Source organism: Nocardia vinacea (genome assembly GCF_035920345.1).
Lineage (GTDB): Bacteria > Actinomycetota > Actinomycetes > Mycobacteriales > Mycobacteriaceae > Nocardia > Nocardia vinacea_A.
Genome location: NZ_CP109149.1, coordinates 8499567 through 8516306 on the forward strand (window position 1 = coordinate 8499567; position 16740 = coordinate 8516306).

Annotated in this window: 17 protein-coding genes, 1 tRNA gene and 2 pseudogenes; 11 read left to right on the plus strand and 9 right to left on the minus strand. The window is 65.1% G+C overall.

Going from position 1 to position 16740, the window contains the following annotated elements; genetic code table 11:
• Positions 1 to 5 precede the first annotated feature (5 nt).
• Complete coding sequence (locus OIE68_RS38585; RefSeq protein WP_327095826.1) at positions 6 to 1031, plus strand: DUF418 domain-containing protein; 1026 nt, start codon at positions 6 to 8, stop codon at positions 1029 to 1031.
• A 158-nt stretch (positions 1032 to 1189) separates the two neighbouring features.
• Here the strand turns inward: OIE68_RS38585 and OIE68_RS38590 are convergent, their stop codons facing one another.
• Complete coding sequence (locus OIE68_RS38590) at positions 1190 to 1732, minus strand: hypothetical protein (protein ID WP_327095827.1); 543 nt, start codon at positions 1730 to 1732, stop codon at positions 1190 to 1192.
• On the opposite strand from OIE68_RS38590, the pseudogene OIE68_RS47250 reads away from it, so the two are divergent.
• Together OIE68_RS47250 and OIE68_RS47255 are read left to right on the plus strand one after the other, a co-directional pair.
• Positions 1712 to 1918, plus strand: a pseudogene (locus OIE68_RS47250) (cupin domain-containing protein); the annotation flags it as partial. The gene OIE68_RS38590 and the pseudogene OIE68_RS47250 overlap by 21 nt on opposite strands.
• A gap of 15 nt (positions 1919 to 1933) precedes the next feature.
• Positions 1934 to 2308: pseudogene (locus OIE68_RS47255) on the plus strand (helix-turn-helix transcriptional regulator); the annotation flags it as partial.
• Here the strand turns inward: OIE68_RS47255 and OIE68_RS38600 are convergent.
• Positions 2257 to 2448 carry a heavy-metal-associated domain-containing protein gene (locus tag OIE68_RS38600; protein ID WP_062990687.1) on the minus strand — a complete coding sequence of 64 codons (192 nt, stop codon included), beginning with the start codon at positions 2446 to 2448 and terminating at the stop codon, positions 2257 to 2259. The pseudogene OIE68_RS47255 and the gene OIE68_RS38600 sit on opposite strands and share 52 nt — an antisense overlap.
• Positions 2449 to 2591: 143 nt before the next feature.
• On the opposite strand from OIE68_RS38600, the gene OIE68_RS38605 reads away from it, so the two are divergent.
• Both OIE68_RS38605 and OIE68_RS38610 read left to right on the plus strand, forming a co-directional pair.
• Positions 2592 to 3098 (plus strand): hypothetical protein, encoded by a 507-nt coding sequence (locus OIE68_RS38605; protein WP_327095829.1) that lies wholly within the window; start codon positions 2592 to 2594, stop codon positions 3096 to 3098.
• A gap of 11 nt (positions 3099 to 3109) precedes the next feature.
• Positions 3110 to 3268: a hypothetical protein gene (locus OIE68_RS38610; RefSeq protein WP_327095830.1), complete on the plus strand. Its 159-nt coding sequence runs from the start codon at positions 3110 to 3112 to the stop codon at positions 3266 to 3268.
• Positions 3269 to 3316: 48 nt separating this feature from the next.
• On the opposite strand, the gene OIE68_RS38615 is transcribed toward OIE68_RS38610, so the two are convergent.
• From OIE68_RS38615 to tnpA, 4 genes are all read right to left on the minus strand, one after another.
• On the minus strand, positions 3317 to 4039 hold the full coding sequence (locus OIE68_RS38615; protein ID WP_327095831.1) for a VIT family protein: 723 nt from the start codon (positions 4037 to 4039) through the stop codon (positions 3317 to 3319).
• A 10-nt stretch (positions 4040 to 4049) separates the two neighbouring features.
• Positions 4050 to 4232: a GMC oxidoreductase gene (locus tag OIE68_RS38620; RefSeq protein ID WP_419150623.1), complete on the minus strand. Its 183-nt coding sequence runs from the start codon at positions 4230 to 4232 to the stop codon at positions 4050 to 4052.
• A 507-nt stretch (positions 4233 to 4739) separates the two neighbouring features.
• The gene (locus OIE68_RS38625) at positions 4740 to 7625 is read right to left on the minus strand and encodes an AfsR/SARP family transcriptional regulator (protein WP_327095832.1); all 2886 of its coding nucleotides are present in this window, start codon (positions 7623 to 7625) and stop codon (positions 4740 to 4742) included.
• A gap of 366 nt (positions 7626 to 7991) precedes the next feature.
• On the minus strand, positions 7992 to 8438 hold the full coding sequence (gene tnpA, locus OIE68_RS38630) for an IS200/IS605 family transposase (RefSeq protein WP_327095833.1): 447 nt from the start codon (positions 8436 to 8438) through the stop codon (positions 7992 to 7994).
• A gap of 22 nt (positions 8439 to 8460) precedes the next feature.
• Here tnpA and OIE68_RS38635 point away from each other — a divergent pair, with 22 nt between their 5' ends.
• Together OIE68_RS38635 and bla are read left to right on the plus strand one after the other, a co-directional pair.
• Positions 8461 to 9606 (plus strand): RNA-guided endonuclease TnpB family protein, encoded by a 1146-nt coding sequence (locus OIE68_RS38635; RefSeq protein WP_327095834.1) that lies wholly within the window; start codon positions 8461 to 8463, stop codon positions 9604 to 9606.
• 208 nt (positions 9607 to 9814) lie between these two features.
• Positions 9815 to 10603: a class A beta-lactamase gene (bla, locus tag OIE68_RS38640; protein ID WP_327095835.1), complete on the plus strand. Its 789-nt coding sequence runs from the start codon at positions 9815 to 9817 to the stop codon at positions 10601 to 10603.
• On the opposite strand, the gene OIE68_RS38645 is transcribed toward bla, so the two are convergent.
• A complete protein-coding gene (locus OIE68_RS38645) occupies positions 10592 to 11650 on the minus strand; it encodes an AraC family transcriptional regulator (RefSeq protein ID WP_327095836.1) in 1059 nt (352 codons plus the stop codon). The two genes, bla and OIE68_RS38645, sit on opposite strands and share 12 nt — an antisense overlap.
• A 60-nt stretch (positions 11651 to 11710) precedes the next feature.
• Here OIE68_RS38645 and OIE68_RS38650 point away from each other — a divergent pair, with 60 nt between their 5' ends.
• Positions 11711 to 13249: an NAD(P)/FAD-dependent oxidoreductase gene (locus tag OIE68_RS38650; protein WP_327101976.1), complete on the plus strand. Its 1539-nt coding sequence runs from the start codon at positions 11711 to 11713 to the stop codon at positions 13247 to 13249.
• A gap of 54 nt (positions 13250 to 13303) precedes the next feature.
• Here OIE68_RS38650 and OIE68_RS38655 read toward each other — a convergent pair whose 3' ends face one another.
• Entirely contained in the window at positions 13304 to 14512 is a 1209-nt protein-coding gene (locus tag OIE68_RS38655) for an FAD-dependent oxidoreductase (protein WP_327095837.1), read from the minus strand.
• Positions 14513 to 14593: 81 nt separating this feature from the next.
• Between OIE68_RS38655 and OIE68_RS38660 the strand changes: the two genes are divergently transcribed.
• Both OIE68_RS38660 and OIE68_RS38665 read left to right on the plus strand, forming a co-directional pair.
• The gene (locus tag OIE68_RS38660) at positions 14594 to 15061 is read left to right on the plus strand and encodes a MarR family winged helix-turn-helix transcriptional regulator (protein WP_327095838.1); all 468 of its coding nucleotides are present in this window, start codon (positions 14594 to 14596) and stop codon (positions 15059 to 15061) included.
• 23 nt (positions 15062 to 15084) lie between these two features.
• On the plus strand, positions 15085 to 15828 hold the full coding sequence (locus OIE68_RS38665) for a hypothetical protein (protein ID WP_327095839.1): 744 nt from the start codon (positions 15085 to 15087) through the stop codon (positions 15826 to 15828).
• A 1-nt stretch (position 15829) separates the two neighbouring features.
• Here OIE68_RS38665 and OIE68_RS38670 read toward each other — a convergent pair whose 3' ends face one another.
• On the minus strand, positions 15830 to 16243 hold the full coding sequence (locus OIE68_RS38670) for a VOC family protein (RefSeq protein ID WP_327095840.1): 414 nt from the start codon (positions 16241 to 16243) through the stop codon (positions 15830 to 15832).
• A gap of 99 nt (positions 16244 to 16342) precedes the next feature.
• On the opposite strand from OIE68_RS38670, the gene OIE68_RS38675 reads away from it, so the two are divergent.
• Positions 16343 to 16416: transfer RNA gene (locus tag OIE68_RS38675), tRNA-Met, on the plus strand.
• The last annotated feature ends 324 nt before the right edge of the window (positions 16417 to 16740 follow it).

Here is a 16740-nt window from a genome sequence, read left to right on the forward strand (position 1 = left end):
AGAGTATGGATCCCGCCGGTGCGCGCCCGCGTATCCACGAGCTCGATGCCGTGCGTGGTTTCGCGCTGTGCGGGATTCTGGTGGTCGATATCTGGCGGCTCACCGATATGCGGGCGACGGTCGGGCCTGGCATCGTGGATCCGGTACGGCATGTGCTGTCCGTGTTGTTCGAGGGGCGGTTCTTTCCGATCTTCTGTTTCCTATTCGGACTGAGCTTTTCGTTGTTGCTGGACCGCGCCGCCGAGCGCGGCGACCGTCCGCGACTGGTACTTCTGCGTCGGCTCGTCACGCTCGGTGTGCTCGGTGTGATCCACCATGTGTTCCAGCCGGGTGCGGCGCTGCTGTGGTATGCGGTCGTCGGGTTGATGGTTCTGCTGCCCGCCGCCGGGCTACCGCGCTGGGTGATTCTGCTCGCCGGGCTGGTTGCCACGATCGGGGTTCCGATCACGATCGGCGGTGGGCTCGGGTTGGTGCCCGGCCTGTTCCTGCTCGGCCTGGCCGCCGACTGCTTCGGTCTCGCCGATAACCTGCGCGATCACGGCTGGCGGCTGGCGGTGGTCTTAATGCTGGCCGTGCCCGCGGCGGTCGTCGCGGGGGTCTGGGAGTACCGCACGCCGTACATAGATCTATGGACGGGCAGTGCGGCTCCGGTGGCCGGACTGCTCGGCGCGCTCGCCTATTTCACCGGATTCCTGCTGTTCCTGCGCACCGAGACGGGTGAGGTTTTCGCGGAGGTGCTCGAGCCGATGGGACGGATGGCGCTGACCAATTACGTCTCGGCAACCGGACTTATTCTGGCCGCTGATCCGTGGCTCGGCCTATCCGATTCCAATCGCTACGGCGCACTGCTCGCCTTGGCCGCGGCCATTATTGCGGTACAGGCGCTGTGCAGTTACTACTGGTTGCGCTGGTTCCGCTACGGCCCGCTGGAATGGATGTGGCGGTGTCTGACCTGGTGGCATTTGGTGCCCAACCGTCTGACACGACAGGAACGCCGGAAACTCACAGTGCCGTATGGGCGCGGTCGCTAGGGAAATCTCAGCAACCCACCGCAGACTGGGGCGCATTCGCGGTATCCAGGGCGATGTCCGGGAGCGGGCCGCCGCGAAGCCATGGCCGCCCGTCGCGAACCCGGCATGCCCCCGGACCTGGTCGACCGGGTAACTCGACGCCTCGACCTCGGACGGTGTCAGACCGGGCGGGCGGGCCAGACGCGCTCGACGTACTCGGCGAAATCGGTGGCCGGTCGGCCGAGTACCGCGTGCACGCCGTCCGTCGGTTCGGCGATGCGCCCGGTGCGCATCAGCTCGAACATCGCGTTCAGCGCTGTCGCGACCTCCTCGGGAAGGCCCTGGGCGAGCAGTTCGGTGTGGTAGGCGTCGGGTGTCAATGTCTCGTACTCGATGGGACGCCCTGCCGCCGTGGCGATCTCCGAGACGGCCTGCGCGAACGTCAGCGCACGCGGCCCCGATAACTCGTAGATCCGCCCCGCATGGCCGTGCCGAGTGAGCACCGCCGTGGCCACCTCGGCCACATCCTCGACATCCACGAACGGCTCACCGACCACGCCCATCGGCAGGCCGAGCCGACCGGCACACAGCGGTTCGAACCACAGGTCTTCGTTGAAATTCTGACCGAAGTTATTGGCGCGCGGGATGGTCCATTCGGCTTCGGTGGCCCGGACCGCCGTCTCCGCGGCGAGGGCTGGTTGGTGGTCGACGGCGCGGCGCACCATATCAGGGTAGGGGAGACCGCCATCGTGCGCGGTCCGGAGCCGTTCGTGTTCACCGATGACCCGGCGGGTACCGGCATTCCGGTCGACGTATGCTGCACCGCGGTCGAGGAGCCGGTCGGCGACACCGTCCTGCTCGCGGGCACCTACCAGCTCAGCGGCGCGGTGCCCGATCGGCTGCTGCGCGTGCTGTCGCGGGTGGCGGTCGTGAGCGATGATGTGGTCGGTCCGGTATTGCGGGCGATGCACGAAACACCTGGCGCGCCATGGACACTCACTACTTTGGCCGCCGTCGCCGGGGTCTCGCGCACCACACTCGCCAAGCGGTTCGCCGAACTGGTCGGTGAACCGCCGCTGGCTTACCTGACGGATTGGCGGATGACGATCGCCGCGGACCTGCTGACCGCACCCGGCGCCACCGTGAGTGCGGTGGCCCGCCGGGTCGGCTACGCGGATGCCTTCGGATTCAGCACGGCATTCAAACGCGTGCGCGGGACCAGCCCGAGCGAATACACCAGGTCCGCCTACTTCGCGCCCACGCCCGCGGAGCGGATCGCGTCGAGTACTTCACCGTAGGAAAGGGTGGAATTTACGGTGATGGTTTCCGAGGTGCGGTCGACATCGACCGATTGCACACCGCCGAGGTTGTAGAGCGCGCGTTCGGCGACGACGGCGCGCTCGTCGGAGTAATCGGTCATATCGAAGGTATAGGTCATCACGACCTCCTTGTAGGTGGCTGTCCTTCGGTTCGGCGGATAACCGAATCGGCAGTTTCCAAACGCCGCGCCGGACCGGTGTTTGATTTCGGAATTACCGGGCATAGCCAGAAGGTAATATCAACCAGCGCAACGGGATTGTCATGATCATTATCATCGGGCTCGTCGTTCTCATCGGCGCGGTAATTATCGGCGTTGCCGGAGTGGCGGCCAATACGGGCGAAGTTCGTACGTCACCCAGCGATTTCGGGGTATTCGACTATCACTTCACCGCTTCCGCGGGGGAACTTTTCCTCTACGGGATCGCGATCGGAGCGATCGGGATGCTCGGCCTGAGCCTGCTACTCGCGGGCGTCTGGCGTAGTTCCCGCCGCAGCAGCGCCGCACGGCGCGATCTGCGGCAGTCGCGCCGGGAGTTGGCGGCCCAGGAAAAGGCCAAGGCAAAGGCTGCCGATCAGCGTCGAAGCACGCCACCGGCGGCGGCACCACCGTCCGCCGCGACACCACCCGCGACCAAACCCGCCGCGCAGGTCACCCCGCCGCAGGGCGGTAAGCCGGCCTGGAGCTGGAATCGGTTCATGCGCCAGCAGCCCAGCGGGTCGACGCCGGTCGAAACATCCGGCCGCACAACGGTCAAGACGACCAAGTAAAGGAAAGAACGATGATCATCCTCGGCTTGATACTTCTCATTGTCGGGTATCTACTCGGCATCGGTCTGCTCACCACGGCCGGAATCATATTGCTGATCATCGGTGCGGTACTGGCCCTCGTCGGGTCGGTGGGGCGGCACCCGGTCGGCGGTCGGCGGCATTACTACTGACGCCGACGCGATGAAACAGGACGGGCCGAGGGTTCCTTCGGCCCGTCCTCATATCCCGGCGACATCCGCCAATTGTCCGATGCCATAGGTGACCGCCATAGCCAGCGCACCACCGATCACCACCCGCAATACCGCGCGTGCGCGATTACTACCGCCGAGCCGCGCGCTGACCGACCCGGTGATCGCCAGGGCGATCAGTACCGCCGCGAATGTCACCGGAATGCGCGCCGTGGTCGGCGGCAGGATGATCGCCAACAGCGGCAGCAGCGCACCCAGGGTGAACGCGACCGCCGAGGAAGCGGCCGCGGCCCACGGATTGGTCAACTCGCGCGGATCCAGACCCAGTTCGGCCTCGGCGTGGGCGAGGAAGGCGTCGTGCGCGGTCAGCTCCTCGGCCACTTTGCGCGCCGTCTCCGGTGTCAGACCCTTCGATCGATAGATATCGGCCAGTTCGGCCAATTCGAAGTCCGGTTCTTCCTTGAGTTCCGTGCGTTCCTTGGCCAGTAGCGCACGCTCGGAATCCCGCTGTGTGCTCACCGAAACGTATTCGCCGACGGCCATGGAGATCGCACCTGCGGTGAGTCCGGCGATGCCCGCGGTGAAAATGGCCGCGGCGCTGGTCGTCGCCGCGGCGACGCCGACAACCAGACCCGCGGTCGAAACAATGCCATCGTTCGCCCCGAGTACCCCCGCGCGCAACCAGTTCAGCCTCGACGCCAGACCCTCACGATGCGGTTCGTGCGGGTGTGGCGAACCGGGCGTCTTGTCCATAAGCCGCAGACTATGCGAAAGTCCGCAAAGTATCAGCTAGCCGAACTGCCAGCGCCACGATCGTCAGGGGCGGATTCGCATGGCCGGTGGTCGGGAACACCGAACTGCCCGCGATGAACAGATTCGTCACTCCGTGCACCCGGCAATCGGTGGAACCTGCTGCGTGAAGGACAACCGCGGAATTCCCGCCCACGGTATCCAGCGATCCGAATCGGATGCAGGCTGCCGATTCGATATCGAGAGTTCCGAATATCGTTAGGGTTCAGCAGCTTCGGGCATGGTCGCCGGAAATCTACTTGCGGTGACCAGATTCGCGTCACCGAAGACGGTCGGGGCCGCGACAAGGAGTTCGTCCGGCATGTCACGGACTCGTCGGACCTCGCGATTGCGACTCGGAGTTCTTTCAGAAAGGTGATGGACCGGGCGCACCGGCAACCGGTGCTGCCGGGGCGACCACGGCGTGCGCGGACTGCGTGGACCGGACCCGGCGGGCCCGCAGCCGCTGTCGATGCGACGTCCGCGGTCGGGTGAACCTGTCGATCAGAAAACCGCGGTTGGACATGTCGATACGCCTTGCGTACCCCTCGCACACAAGTCGGTATATAGCGCGTCCGCACGGTGACACCCAGAACGGCGATCGCATCGACCCAGAGAATTCCAGGCAACCATCAGTGCCCGATAAACGTTGAATAAACGCCGCCTAATCCGCGACGTCAGCGGTCGGCGCGGCACTGAACAGCCGGTCGATGGTGGGCGGCGCCAGCCCCGCGCGCCGGAAGATCTCGGCGGCCTCACCGAACTCCGCCGCGGCCGGACCGGTGCGTCCCTGTGCGGCCAACGCGCTCGCATGCAGAGCCAGGGCACGCGCTCGATCGATCGGATCGGCGGCCTTGGTGAGCAGCCGGACTGCCTCTGCGGCTTGGTTTTCCGCATCCGCCACATTGCCGGCGCGCAGCTGGATCTGCGCCAATCTGGTTCGTGCCCAGCCCTCCCAGAGTCGCACACCATTGCGCTGCGCGATCCGCACGGCATCGCGGCCGAGTTCGAGTGCGCGCTCGTGCTCGTCGCGCATCGATAGCGTGGCCGCCAATTCGTGGGTGGCCCAACCGAGTGCGACCGGATTCGATGACGCCTGCGCCAGCGCGATGGCCCGGTCCGCGATATCGACCGCCTCGTCGTATCGCCCTGCCTCGCAATAGGTTCGGGTGACCAAGGCCAGACACCAGGCCTGCATCGACCGGTCACCGAGTTCACGGGCGAAGCGCATCGCATTCTCGAAATGCCGACGCGATGTTTCGACATCGCCGAGTCGTCGATCGGCAATGCCGAGCAGGACCTCCGAGAGCACCGCGATCCGGCGATCGGCGTCGTCCGTGGGGGGCCCGGCCGCCGCATCGAGATATTTCAGACTCGCCGCGACCTCGCCGAGCCCGACCTGCAGCAGCGCGCCGAGCGCGACCCGGATGCGGCGTTCGCTCGCGTGCGACTCGCGAATTGCGGTGTCCAGCAAGGCCGTCAGCGCTTCGGACAGTTCCCTGGCGCGGGTGCCCGCGTCCATCAGTTCGGCCATCACCCAGGCCAGATCCGCCGCCGCCTGCAGTGCGCGGCCACCGACCCTGGCGGCCTGCCGGTGCAGCGCGATCACCACCGGTCGTTCGACGTCGTTCCAGACCTGTCCCTCGGCGCCGCTGGCGAACCGTCGCCCGGGCACCGTGGTCGGGATCAACAGGCGCGTGGTGTTGCTGTAGTCGATGGCGCTCAACAGGTTCTTCGCACCCGCGAGGTAGTAATCGAGCAGCCGGACCAGCACCGCGGACTCGTCCTCGTCGGCGATGCTCTGGGCGAAAAGACGCAGCAGATCGTGGAATCGGTAGCGGCCGGGCACCGTCGTCTCGAGCAGGCTCAGGTCGACCAGCGATTCGCATATCCGCTCAGCTTCGGACTCCGCGATGCCGAGCACCGCGGCAACGCCATCGACCGGCAGATCCGGGAAATCGACGAGCGCGAGCGTGCGAAAAGCCTTGGCCTGCTGCTCGTTCAGCTGCCCGTAGCCGAGCCGGAATGCGGCCTCCACCCCGAGCTCACCGGTCTCCAGCACCGCGAGCCGACCCTTCTCGTCGGCCAGTCGAGCGGCGAACGATCCGATCGTCCATTGCGGTCGCACCGCAAGTCGCGCACCCACAATGCGGACCGCCAACGGCAGGCAGCCGCACAGCGCGACGACCTGCCGTGCCGCGCTTTCCTCGGCCGCAACGCGTTCCGGGCCGAGAATGCGGATCAGCAATGCCATGGCCTCGTCGCGCTCCAGTACATCTAGGCGAGTCCGGCGCACGGCGGGCATCTCGGTCAGCGCCGAACGACTGGTGATCAGCACCGCGGTGCCGGGTGTGCCTGCGAGCAGCGGTGTCAATTGCGCACTGCCACGGGCATTGTCGAGCACGATCAGCATGCGCTTACCCGACAGGCGGGTGCGCAGTTCGGCCGCGCGATCGTCGACAGTGCCCGGAATCTGGCCCTCCGCGATGCCGAGCGCACGCAGGAATCCGCCGAGTGCGTCACCGGGTGAGGTCGGCACCGGATCGACGCCGCGCAGGTTCACATACAGTTGTCCGTCCGGGAAGCGATTGCGCACGTGATGGGCCACATGCAGGGCCAGGGTGGTCTTGCCGACGCCGCCCATGCCGCCGACCGCGGAGATGGCGACCGCACTGCCGCCGCCGGTCAACTGCTCGGCAATGTGCTCGACCAGTTGCTCGCGGCCGGTGAAATCGGCGATATCCGGCGGCAGTTGCGCGGGCACGACCGGCTCCGGACCGTAGCCGTTCGGTCGTGGTGTCGGCATTTCGGCGCGCAGGATGCGTTCGTGCATCGCGGTCAGCTCCGGACCGGGTTCGACGCCGATCCCATCTACCAGATCGCGGCGCGCCCGTGCGAACACCTCGAGCGCCTCGGCTTGGCGGCCGCAGTGATACAGCGCGGCCATGAGCAGTGCGCGGAACCGTTCGCGCAACGGATGCTCATCGATAAGCGGACCCAATTCGGCGACCGCGTCGGCGGCGCGGCCGACCTCGATATCGAGGGCGAGCCGGTCTTCGAGAATCGCCAAGCGCCACTGCTCGAGCCGGGTGCGGTGTCGCTCGGCGAAAGGTCCGGCCAATCCGCTCAGCGCGGGCCCACGCCAGCGGGCGAGTGCGTCGATCAAGGCCTCGCGTGCCGCGTCCGGCGTTTCGCCGCGCACCCGTTCGGCCGTGGACACCAGGGCCTCGACCTCCTCGACATCGGTCGAGCCCGGCGGGATGCGCAAGGCGTAACCGTCACCGACCGAGACCAACACCGTCGACGGCGCTCGCGAAATCCGATCGGGTTCCAGCACCCGGCGCAATTGCGCGACATGGGTGCGCAGCGCGGCAATGGCGCGTGGCACCGGATCCTCGCCCCAGATCCCTTCCACCAATTCCGCTGCGGTGACCGACTTTCCGGCACGCAGCAATAACGCGGCCAGTACCGCGCGACGTTGCGGAGGTCCCAATTCGAGTGGCGTCTCCCCACGCCACCCGCAGACCTCACCCAATACTGAAAACTGCACTGACCCGACCTCCCGGACCAGGGAGCATACGCGGGCATCCGGCGAACGGCTCGTTCATTCCTTGACTATTCGATGTTCATCGATCCTTGCTAGCGCGGTGGCACCTCGACCGGCGGCCGATGAAGTCGTCGTCAGCGGTTCGGAACGCGAGGCACAAGCGCGTGCCCTCGGTAAGGCGGTGCTGCGCGTGACTGCTGCCTGATTTTCGGTGCCTCCGATACCTCAGTCGGGCCTGTACGGTGCGGCGATATCGATTCCGATATCGGCTTTCGGCCGCGTCGGTCTTGGACAGGCCGATCGGCACTGTGTTGTCGTGTGGCCATGACCGAGAAACGTAGCGCGCAAGCCCGGTCCTTCAGGGCCGGGTTAGCGCATCAACTTCGGTCTTCCTGGGGTACGGGGCGGCCGTTGCTGCTGCTCGATGTATTGCTGGATGATCGACAGTGGGGCGCCGCCGCAGGAGGCAGCGAAATAGCTCGGAGACCAGAAGTGCCCGTTCATGCTGTGCCGGTTCACCCAACCACGGTATTCGTCACGCAGGCGACGAGCGGACACCCCCTCGAGGCTGTTCACCAGCTTGGACACCGCGACCTTGGGTGGATATTCGATCAGCAGGTGCACATGGTCGTGGTCGCCGTTGAACTCGACCAGCTCGCACTCGAAGTCGGTGCACACGTCGCGCATCATGTGCTCGCAGGTGGTGAGCAGTTCTTCGGTGAGCACGCCACGTCGGTATTTGGTGACGAAGACCAAATGAACATGCATCGCGGAAACGGCACTGCGCCCGCGTCTGTAGTCCGAATTCGAAACCATAGACCATTGATACGATCGAATTGTGCAGCTACGGTACGACTTCCGCGTCTATCCGACGCCGGGCCAGCAGATTGCGTTGGCGCGGGCGTTCGGGTGCGCGCGGGTGGTGTACAACGATTGCCTGCGGGTGCGGCAGGAAGCACATTCCGCCGGTGTGAAGGTGTCCGACACCGAGATTCAGCGCCGGGTGGTCACGTTGGCGAAGCGCAGTCCGGAGCGGGCGTGGCTGGCAGAGGTGGCATCGGTGGTGCTCGTGCAGGCGTGCCGGGATGCGCGGGCAGGGTACCGGAACTGGTTCGATTCCCTATCGGGCAAGCGCAAGGGCTCCAGGCTGGGCGCGCCGCGTTTCCGGTCTCGCAAGGACAACCGGCAGTCGATCCGGTTGACCCGCAACGGGTTTTCGCTGCGTCCGAGTGGGCAGCTGTATGTGGCGAAGGTCGGCGAATTGGCTGTCCAGTGGTCACGGGAACTGCCGTCCGAACCGTCTTCGGTGACCGTGATCAGGGACGCGGCGGGGCGATACTTCGCGTCGTTCGTGGTGCAGGTGGACGATCAGCCGTTGCCGCCGGTCGATTCCGAGGTGGGTATCGACCTGGGGTTGTCGACGTTCGCGGTCCTGTCGGATGGGAAGCGGATCGAGTCGCCACGGTTCCTGCGGCAGGCGGAACGCCGGTTACGGAGAGCGCAGAAGGCGTTGTCCCGCAAGGAAAAGGGCTCGGCGAACCGGGCGAAAGCTCGGCTGAGGGTCGCCAAGGCTCACGCCAAGGTCGCCGACACGCGCCGGGATTGGGCGCACAAGCAGTCCACGATGATCATCCGCGACAACCAAGCGGTGTTCGTCGAGGATCTGTGCGTCAAGGGTCTGGCCCGCACCAGGATGGCGAAATCTGTCCACGACGCCGGGTGGGGCATGTTTGCCCGGATGTTGGAGGAGAAAGCTGGGCGGACCGGGCGGTATTTCGCGAAGGTCGACCGCTGGTTCCCGTCAACGCAACTGTGCTCAGTGTGCGGGGCGCTCAGCGGGAAGAAGCCATTGCATGTCCGGGAGTGGACGTGCCCGTGCGGCACCATCCACGACCGCGATCTGAACGCGGCAGTCAACATTCTCGCGGCGGGACGCGCCGAGAGGTTAAACGCCTGCGGAGGGACAGTAAGTCCTGCCGCCTAGCGGGAGGCGAGTCCCTGTGAAACAGGAACCCACCGGAGCGGCACATGGTGCCGCAGGAGGAATCCCGGTCGTTCACGGACGGGAGGATGTCAAAAAGATCGGTAGACGCGGGCGGGGCTCGGCTCGCATCGGGCTCGCCCTGGTGGCGACGGTGCTACTCGGTGCATGTGGGACCGAGTCGAAAGATCCGGACCCAACGCCGCCTCGCGTGGGCCAGTTGGCTGGCATCGAACAGCAGCATCAGGCCAGGCTCGGGGTCTTCGCCGTCGATACCGGTTCGGGGAGGACCGTCGGCTTCCGTCAGGACGAGCGGTTCGCGATGATGTCGACATTCAAGACGCTCGCATGTGCCGCGCTATTGCACGAACATCCGCTTGCCACAGGGTATTTCGATCAAATCATCCATTTCACCGAAGCGGATGCGGCAGCCGCGGGTGGTTCGGCGGTCACCGGCACCCGGATCGACAGCGGTATGTCGGTGTCGGAACTGTGCGATGCGGCGATTACCCGCAGCGATAATGCAGCGGGCAATGAGCTGCTGAAACTGCTCGGCGGCCCGCAGGCGCTGACACAGTTCTTGCGGTCCATCGGCGATCAGGTCTCCCGACTGGACCGCACGGAGCCCACGCTCAATACCGCCATCCCCGGCGACGAGCGCGACACCACCACGCCCGCTGCAATCGCGGCCGACTATCGGGCACTGACAGTCGGCGACGCACTCGCCGCACCTGAGCGCGAGCAGTTGACGGCCTGGCTGATCGCCACCACCACCGGCGCCGCTCGCATTCGCGCCGGCCTGCCCAATGATTGGAAGACCGGCGACAAGACCGGAACCGGCGACTACGGCTCGGCCAACGATGTCGCCGTCACATGGCCCGCCGGTAGTGCCGGGCCGATCGTGATTGCGGTACTGACCACCCACTCCAGCCCAGATGCCCAGGCGGACAATGCTTTGGTCGCGGAGGCGACCAAAGAGACGGTCGGTCTACTGCGGTAGCCGGTGCTGCGCGCCCTCGCGTCGAACAGCGGTAGGCGTTGTGCCCCACCATCTTCGGGAGCATCGGGTGAAGGTGGCCTGTTCGGACAGTCCGATCAGCGAGGCGACCTGACTCATCGGCATATCGGTGGTTGTCAGGTAACGGCGGGCTTCGTCGCGGCGGACCGTATCGAGGATGGTGGCGAAGGAAGTGGCCTCGGCAGCCAGGCGACGCTGCAGGGTGCGTGGATGGATCGTCAAAAGTCTTGCCACGGCGGTGATTTCCGGCGGAGTAGTACCCAGTAGTTGTTGTACGGCGGCACGGACCTTCGGTGCGATGGCGGCATCCGCGCCGCCGGACTGTTCGGCCAGGAATGCCATGGCCAAGCGATGCAGATTCTCATCGCCGCCGCTCAGCGGCCGGGTCGCCAGGCTGATCGGCACTCGCAATGCCGCCGCGGGACGCTCGACGCGCACGGGTGCGCCGAAAAACTCCTCATAGACACGGATCGGCGCGGCGGGCCGGTACGGCAGTTCGACCGAGCGCAGCCCGTAGCGTTCGTCCACCAGCCGTTGAAATGTGCGGTGCACGAAGGCGAGTCCGAGATCGGTGCCTTGGACGGGTGTGGGCCCGCCGGGTTGGACGCCATAGCGCAGGGCGGTCACGCTGCGGTCACCATAGGGGTCGGGTTCGAGCGTCAGGCTGAGCGACCGCGCGTGCAGGAACAGATAGCGCGAACAGCATTCGAGGGCATCGGCGAGCGTCGGCGAATTCCGGATGGCCAAGGCCAGCGGGCCGAGCATATCCAGATCCTGTCGATGCGAAATGCGCAGTCCGAGGTCGGGACAGTCGAGCCGCTGCGCGGCCAGCTCCAGCGCCGCAGCGACCGCCTGATCCGGTACCAGCAGATCATCGGCATCTAGAGCGGCGATCGGCAGCCCGGCGGCGGTGGCGAACTCCTCGGCGTTCCCGCCCAGCTCGGCCACCGTCGCGCGAAATCCGCGCAACCCCGCGGACCGAATCGCCGACATGTCGCCCAGAATCAAATACTTGTCGCGCAAAGTCAAGAAATCGGTCCACTGTCCTCCCAGACTGGAACAATGAGTCCAGCATCGCGCAGCGATTCGATGAGGGGCGGTGGTCGGGTGACGGGTGGGCCCGAGATCGCCGTAGTTCCGGACCACCTCGATGTCGTGATCGTCGGTGCCGGGCTATCCGGCATCGGCGCAGCGTATCGGCTACAGACCGAATGTCCGGGCAAAACCTATGCCGTGCTGGAGGCGCGCGAATCGCTGGGTGGGACGTGGGATCTGTTCCGCTATCCCGGAATTCGCTCGGATTCGGATATGTTCACCCTCGGCTATCCGTTCAAGCCGTGGCGGGATGCGAAGTCGATCGCCGACGGTCGGGCCATCCTGCGCTACGTCGAGGAGACGGCCGCGGAATTCGGCATCGACCGGCACATCCGCTATGGCACCAAGGTGGTCGGGGCCGACTGGTCCACCGCATCGGCGTGCTGGACGCTCACCCTCGAGCAGCGCGATGCTGCAGGCGACATCACGCAGCGCACGCTGACTTGCAATTTCCTCTACGCCTGCGCCGGGTACTACAACTACGACCAGGGCCACTCCCCGGATTTCCCGGGCATGGACTCCTTCGCCGGACAAGTCGTGCATCCACAGTTCTGGCCCGAGGATCTCGACTACGCGGGCAAGCGCGTCGTGGTCATCGGCAGTGGTGCGACGGCGGTCACGCTGGTGCCCGCGATGGCCGATCAGGCCGAATCGGTGACGATGTTGCAGCGCTCGCCGACCTGGATCAGCGCCGTTCCCGGCCGGGACAAGCAGGCCGACAAGATCCGCGAGCTGCTGCCGCCACAGTTGGCGCACCGCGTGATCCGCACCAAGAACATCCTGTTCAGCATCGGTTTCTATCAGTACTGCCGTCGGCGTCCGGAGGCCGCGCGCAAACTGCTCACCGGTCTGACGGCACGAATCCTCAGGGATGAGAAGGCCGTTGCCGAACACTTCACGCCGAAGTACGACCCCTGGGATCAGCGGCTGTGTGCCGTACCGGATGCCGATTTCTTCAAGGCGATGAAGAAGGGGAAGGCGCAGGTCGTCACCGACCACATCGAATCCTTTGTGCCCGAGGGAATTCGGCTGAAGTCCGGTCGAATCCTGGAGGCGGACATCGTGGTCACCGCGACCGGGCTGCAATTGCTGGCCTTCGGTGGCATCGCGCCGCAGGTCGACGGAGCGGCGGTGAACCTGTCGGAACAATTCGTCTGGCAGGGTGCGATGCTCACCGGTGTACCGAATTTCGCGGTCTGCATCGGGTACACGAATGCCTCATGGACGCTGCGCGCCGACCTGACCTCGCGGCTGGTCTGCAAGGTCATCAATCACCTGGACCGCAACGACTATGCGGCCGTGGTGCCGAAGCCGGAAGGCAAGCTCGACGAGCGCCCGCTGCTCGATCTGGCGTCGGGCTATATTCAGCGCGCGATCGGCGACTTCCCACGTCAGGGTGACCGGCATCCGTGGAAGGTGCGGCAGAACTATCTGCTCGACTCGGCCACGACCATGCGCACCAGTTTGCACAAGACGCTTTCACCCACGCCACGTTCGGCTGTCCGCCAGACCGATCTCTCGATTACCTACTGAGCTGTCGGATATCCAATGATGACGTCACGCGGGTTTGTGTCATCGGGGAAGCCGTCAGCGTTGCACCGCCGGTGCTGTCCAATCGATCCGGTAGTCGAACATCCAGTTCAGCGGTGCGACACCGGCCTTGGCAGCCTTCTTCAGGAAGTATGGCGTGAGCAGGCGGACCAGCATCCGGGCGAATCCGTTGGATGCCTTGTCGCTACTGGTTTCCGCGCCATAGGCGACCACCTTCTCGACGCGTTCTCGGCGACGATTCTCGAAGGCGGCCAAGGCCGCGGCGGTATCCGGGATGTCGCGCAGGCAGATCGCCAGTGTCAGGGCATCTTCCACCGCCATGGATACGCCCTGGCCTGAGGACGAGGCCACGGCATGCGCGGCATCGCCGACAATGACCATATTGTCGTTGTGCCACTTGGTGACCGTCGGCATGTCGTACTGGTTGAAAGCGGGTACGAAGGTGTCATCCGTTGTGGCGGCGACGATCCGGGCTGCCGGGCCGCGATCCACTGACAGCAATTCGACGAGTCGCGCTCGCCAGTCCACCGACTGCGCCGATGAAAGCTGCTGTGTCCGAGGAATATTGGCGAACCACCAGATCTCGCCATCCGATGTGACGAAATAGCCGAAGAACGCCTTCTTCCCGAAGATCATGCTGTACACACCGGGCCGCAGCCCGAATTCGCGATGCAGCGCCCGATCGGTGACGAATCCGCCGAGCCCGTAGATGCCGAGGAAGTGCGCCTGCGGGGCGGACGAATCGATGATTTCTCTTGTGCGAGACCGTATTCCATCGGCACCGATCAGTACATCGGCGTCCATCGTGGTGCCGTCGGCGAAGGTCGCACGCACGCCATGCTCGGTCGACGCCGCATCCACCAGCCGCTTGTTGTACTCGAACCGCACGCCGCGCCGCGCGGCTTCGGTATTCAGCGCTCGATACATATCGCGCCGCTTGATGCTGTGCGTGACGGTGCCGTCGGGCAGTGTGCCGCCGATCGGCATATCGGTGATGTGCTTGCCGCCGCTGGTCGCGAACGACAGTGTGGCGGTCGGGTGTCCGATCTCGGTGACCACGTGATGCGCGTTCAACAGCGCCAGCGCCGACAGTCCGTTCACCGCCACCGTCAGATATGCGCCGACCTGCTCGGCCGCCGCCTCCGCGTATGCCTCGCACACAATCGGCTCGAGTCCGGCCTGCTGCAATGCCATCGCGGTGACCGGCCCGGCGATCCCGCCCCCGATGATCAGCGCCTTCTTCATGGTGTGCCTCCCGAAATCTCTCTTGGCTCTGCTGTATCTTGATTATCAAGGCATTGGTAGTTTGACGATCAAGAGGCTTGAATGTCAAGAGAAAAGTTGGAGTTGGCAGAACTGCGCGCCGAGCTCGGCCGCGAAGCGCAGGCGCTCCAGGCCGCGGTCGACGCCGTCGACCAGGCTGCCGCGACCAATCTCGGCGTCAACCGCACCGACCTTCGCTGTCTGGAAATCTTGTGGCACGGCGAGTCCACACCCGGTGCTCTCGCCGCCGAACTCGGTCTGACCAGCGGCAGCGTGACCACCATGCTGGACCGTCTCGCCAAACTCGACTACGTCGTGCGGCATCCGGAACCGGGGGACCGCCGCAAGGTCGTCATCCGCATTACCGACGCCGCGATGGCCAAGGTCATGCGGATCTACGGGCCGATTGCCGAGGAGGGTGCGGGCGAGGTCGCGCGCTACAGCGCAGCGGAACTGCGCCTCGTCCTCGACTATCTACGTCGCTCGCGTGAGCTGCAGGAGCGCCACCGAACCCGGATCACGGAGCTCTGAAATACCTTCGCAAGTGGGTGCTCATGCCAACAGCTGACATGATCAGCACCATGATCGAATTGCGTAACGCACGGTGGGCAGTGGCAATGGCGGCGGGTGTGGTACTCGTCGCGGGCTGTAGCAGCAACGACGACTCGGCGAAGCACTCGAATTCCGCTGCGCCGACCACGCCTCGCGAACAGTTGGTGCTGACCCCGGAGGAATTCCCCGCGGGCACAAAGAAACTCGATCTGCCGCCGGAGCAGCTGCAGTCGACGGTCGGCGATCTCACCGCAACCCAGCAGAATGCCACCTTCACACCGGCGGAATGTGGTTCCACGCAGCAGGATCTCGCAGCGGCGACCAAGGAACTGCTCGCGCAGTCGGCCATCTCCGCGGCGACCGGTAAGTCGGGCCAGATCTTTGTCGAATTCGTCTCCGGGCGGACCGGAGATCTGCAACGGATCGCCGACGGCAATAAGCGCTGCGGTTCGGTCGAGGTGGTCGCGACCTACGATGGCCACCAGGTTACCGCATCGCAGCGCGTCACGAGTCAGCCTGTGCCCCAGGAACTGAATGGCGCGAATGCAATCGCCTACCACGCGACCAGCACCGCGACGACGGACGCCAGCGGTACTCCACTGACACAGAACGCGTACCTGGGCTACGCCGAGGTCCGGGGCATCACGGTCGCGGTTCGCGTTGCCGCGCTGGATGATTCGCTCGACCAGGCGGCCTTCGATCAGTTCTTCGTCGCGGCGGTGCAGAAGGTGGTGAAGGCGGCCTAGCCTATTTGCGGACGATCAGTTCCAACGCGATATTGTCCGGATCCCGGAATTCGAGGATATAGCTGAACCCGATGTCCTTGATATCTTCGCGCGCGACCCCGCAGGCATCGAGATGCGCTGCGGCAGCCTCCAATTCGGCCAGTGAGTTCAGCGGGAACGCGAGATGATCGAGCCCGACCCGGTCTTCGTCGAAGGTATCGGTGCCGACCGGCCGCAACCCGATCATCCCGTGCTCCATCCGATAGATCACCCCGCCGAACAGGAACCCGAACTGCTGCCGCGTCGCCTCGTCCGCATCGGCGGGCACCTCCAGCGCGACCGGCCATCCGAACACCTTCTCGTAGAACGCCCGCGACCGATCGATATCGCAAACCGTCAGTCGCACATGGGCAATGGCATTAGTGGCAATCGGCATACCCCATGCTCGCATCCGCCACCGATTACCCGCTGGTTGACCCCTCCCACCTGCCGTTTAGGTAAGCGCCGCCCCATGCTGTAGCGTTGTCTCTACCGACGCGGGGTGGAGCAGCTCGGTAGCTCGCTGGGCTCATAACCCAGAGGTCGCAGGTTCAAATCCTGTCCCCGCTACAAGGGAAAAGGCCCGGAACATATTGTTCCGGGCCATTTTTCGTTCTTGCTTCGGAGTGGGTTCGGGTCGGCATCGCGCAGTAGATAATCCGCGCGCTGACCGCTACGTCGCGGTCCGTCCCGGCGGCACATGTCTATGCGGGCGGTGGTGCCCGCAAACCCTAAGCTTCTTCAACCTTGGATATGTTTTCGACGGAGCGACCAGCATCGTTGGTGCAGGTTCAGTCGTAGCAAACGGTCAGGACGCGGACTGGTTCGCCTTCCCATATTTGGAAACATCACTCGGACGAGGTCTGCTATCCCTGATGCAGCGCTGTCATGAGG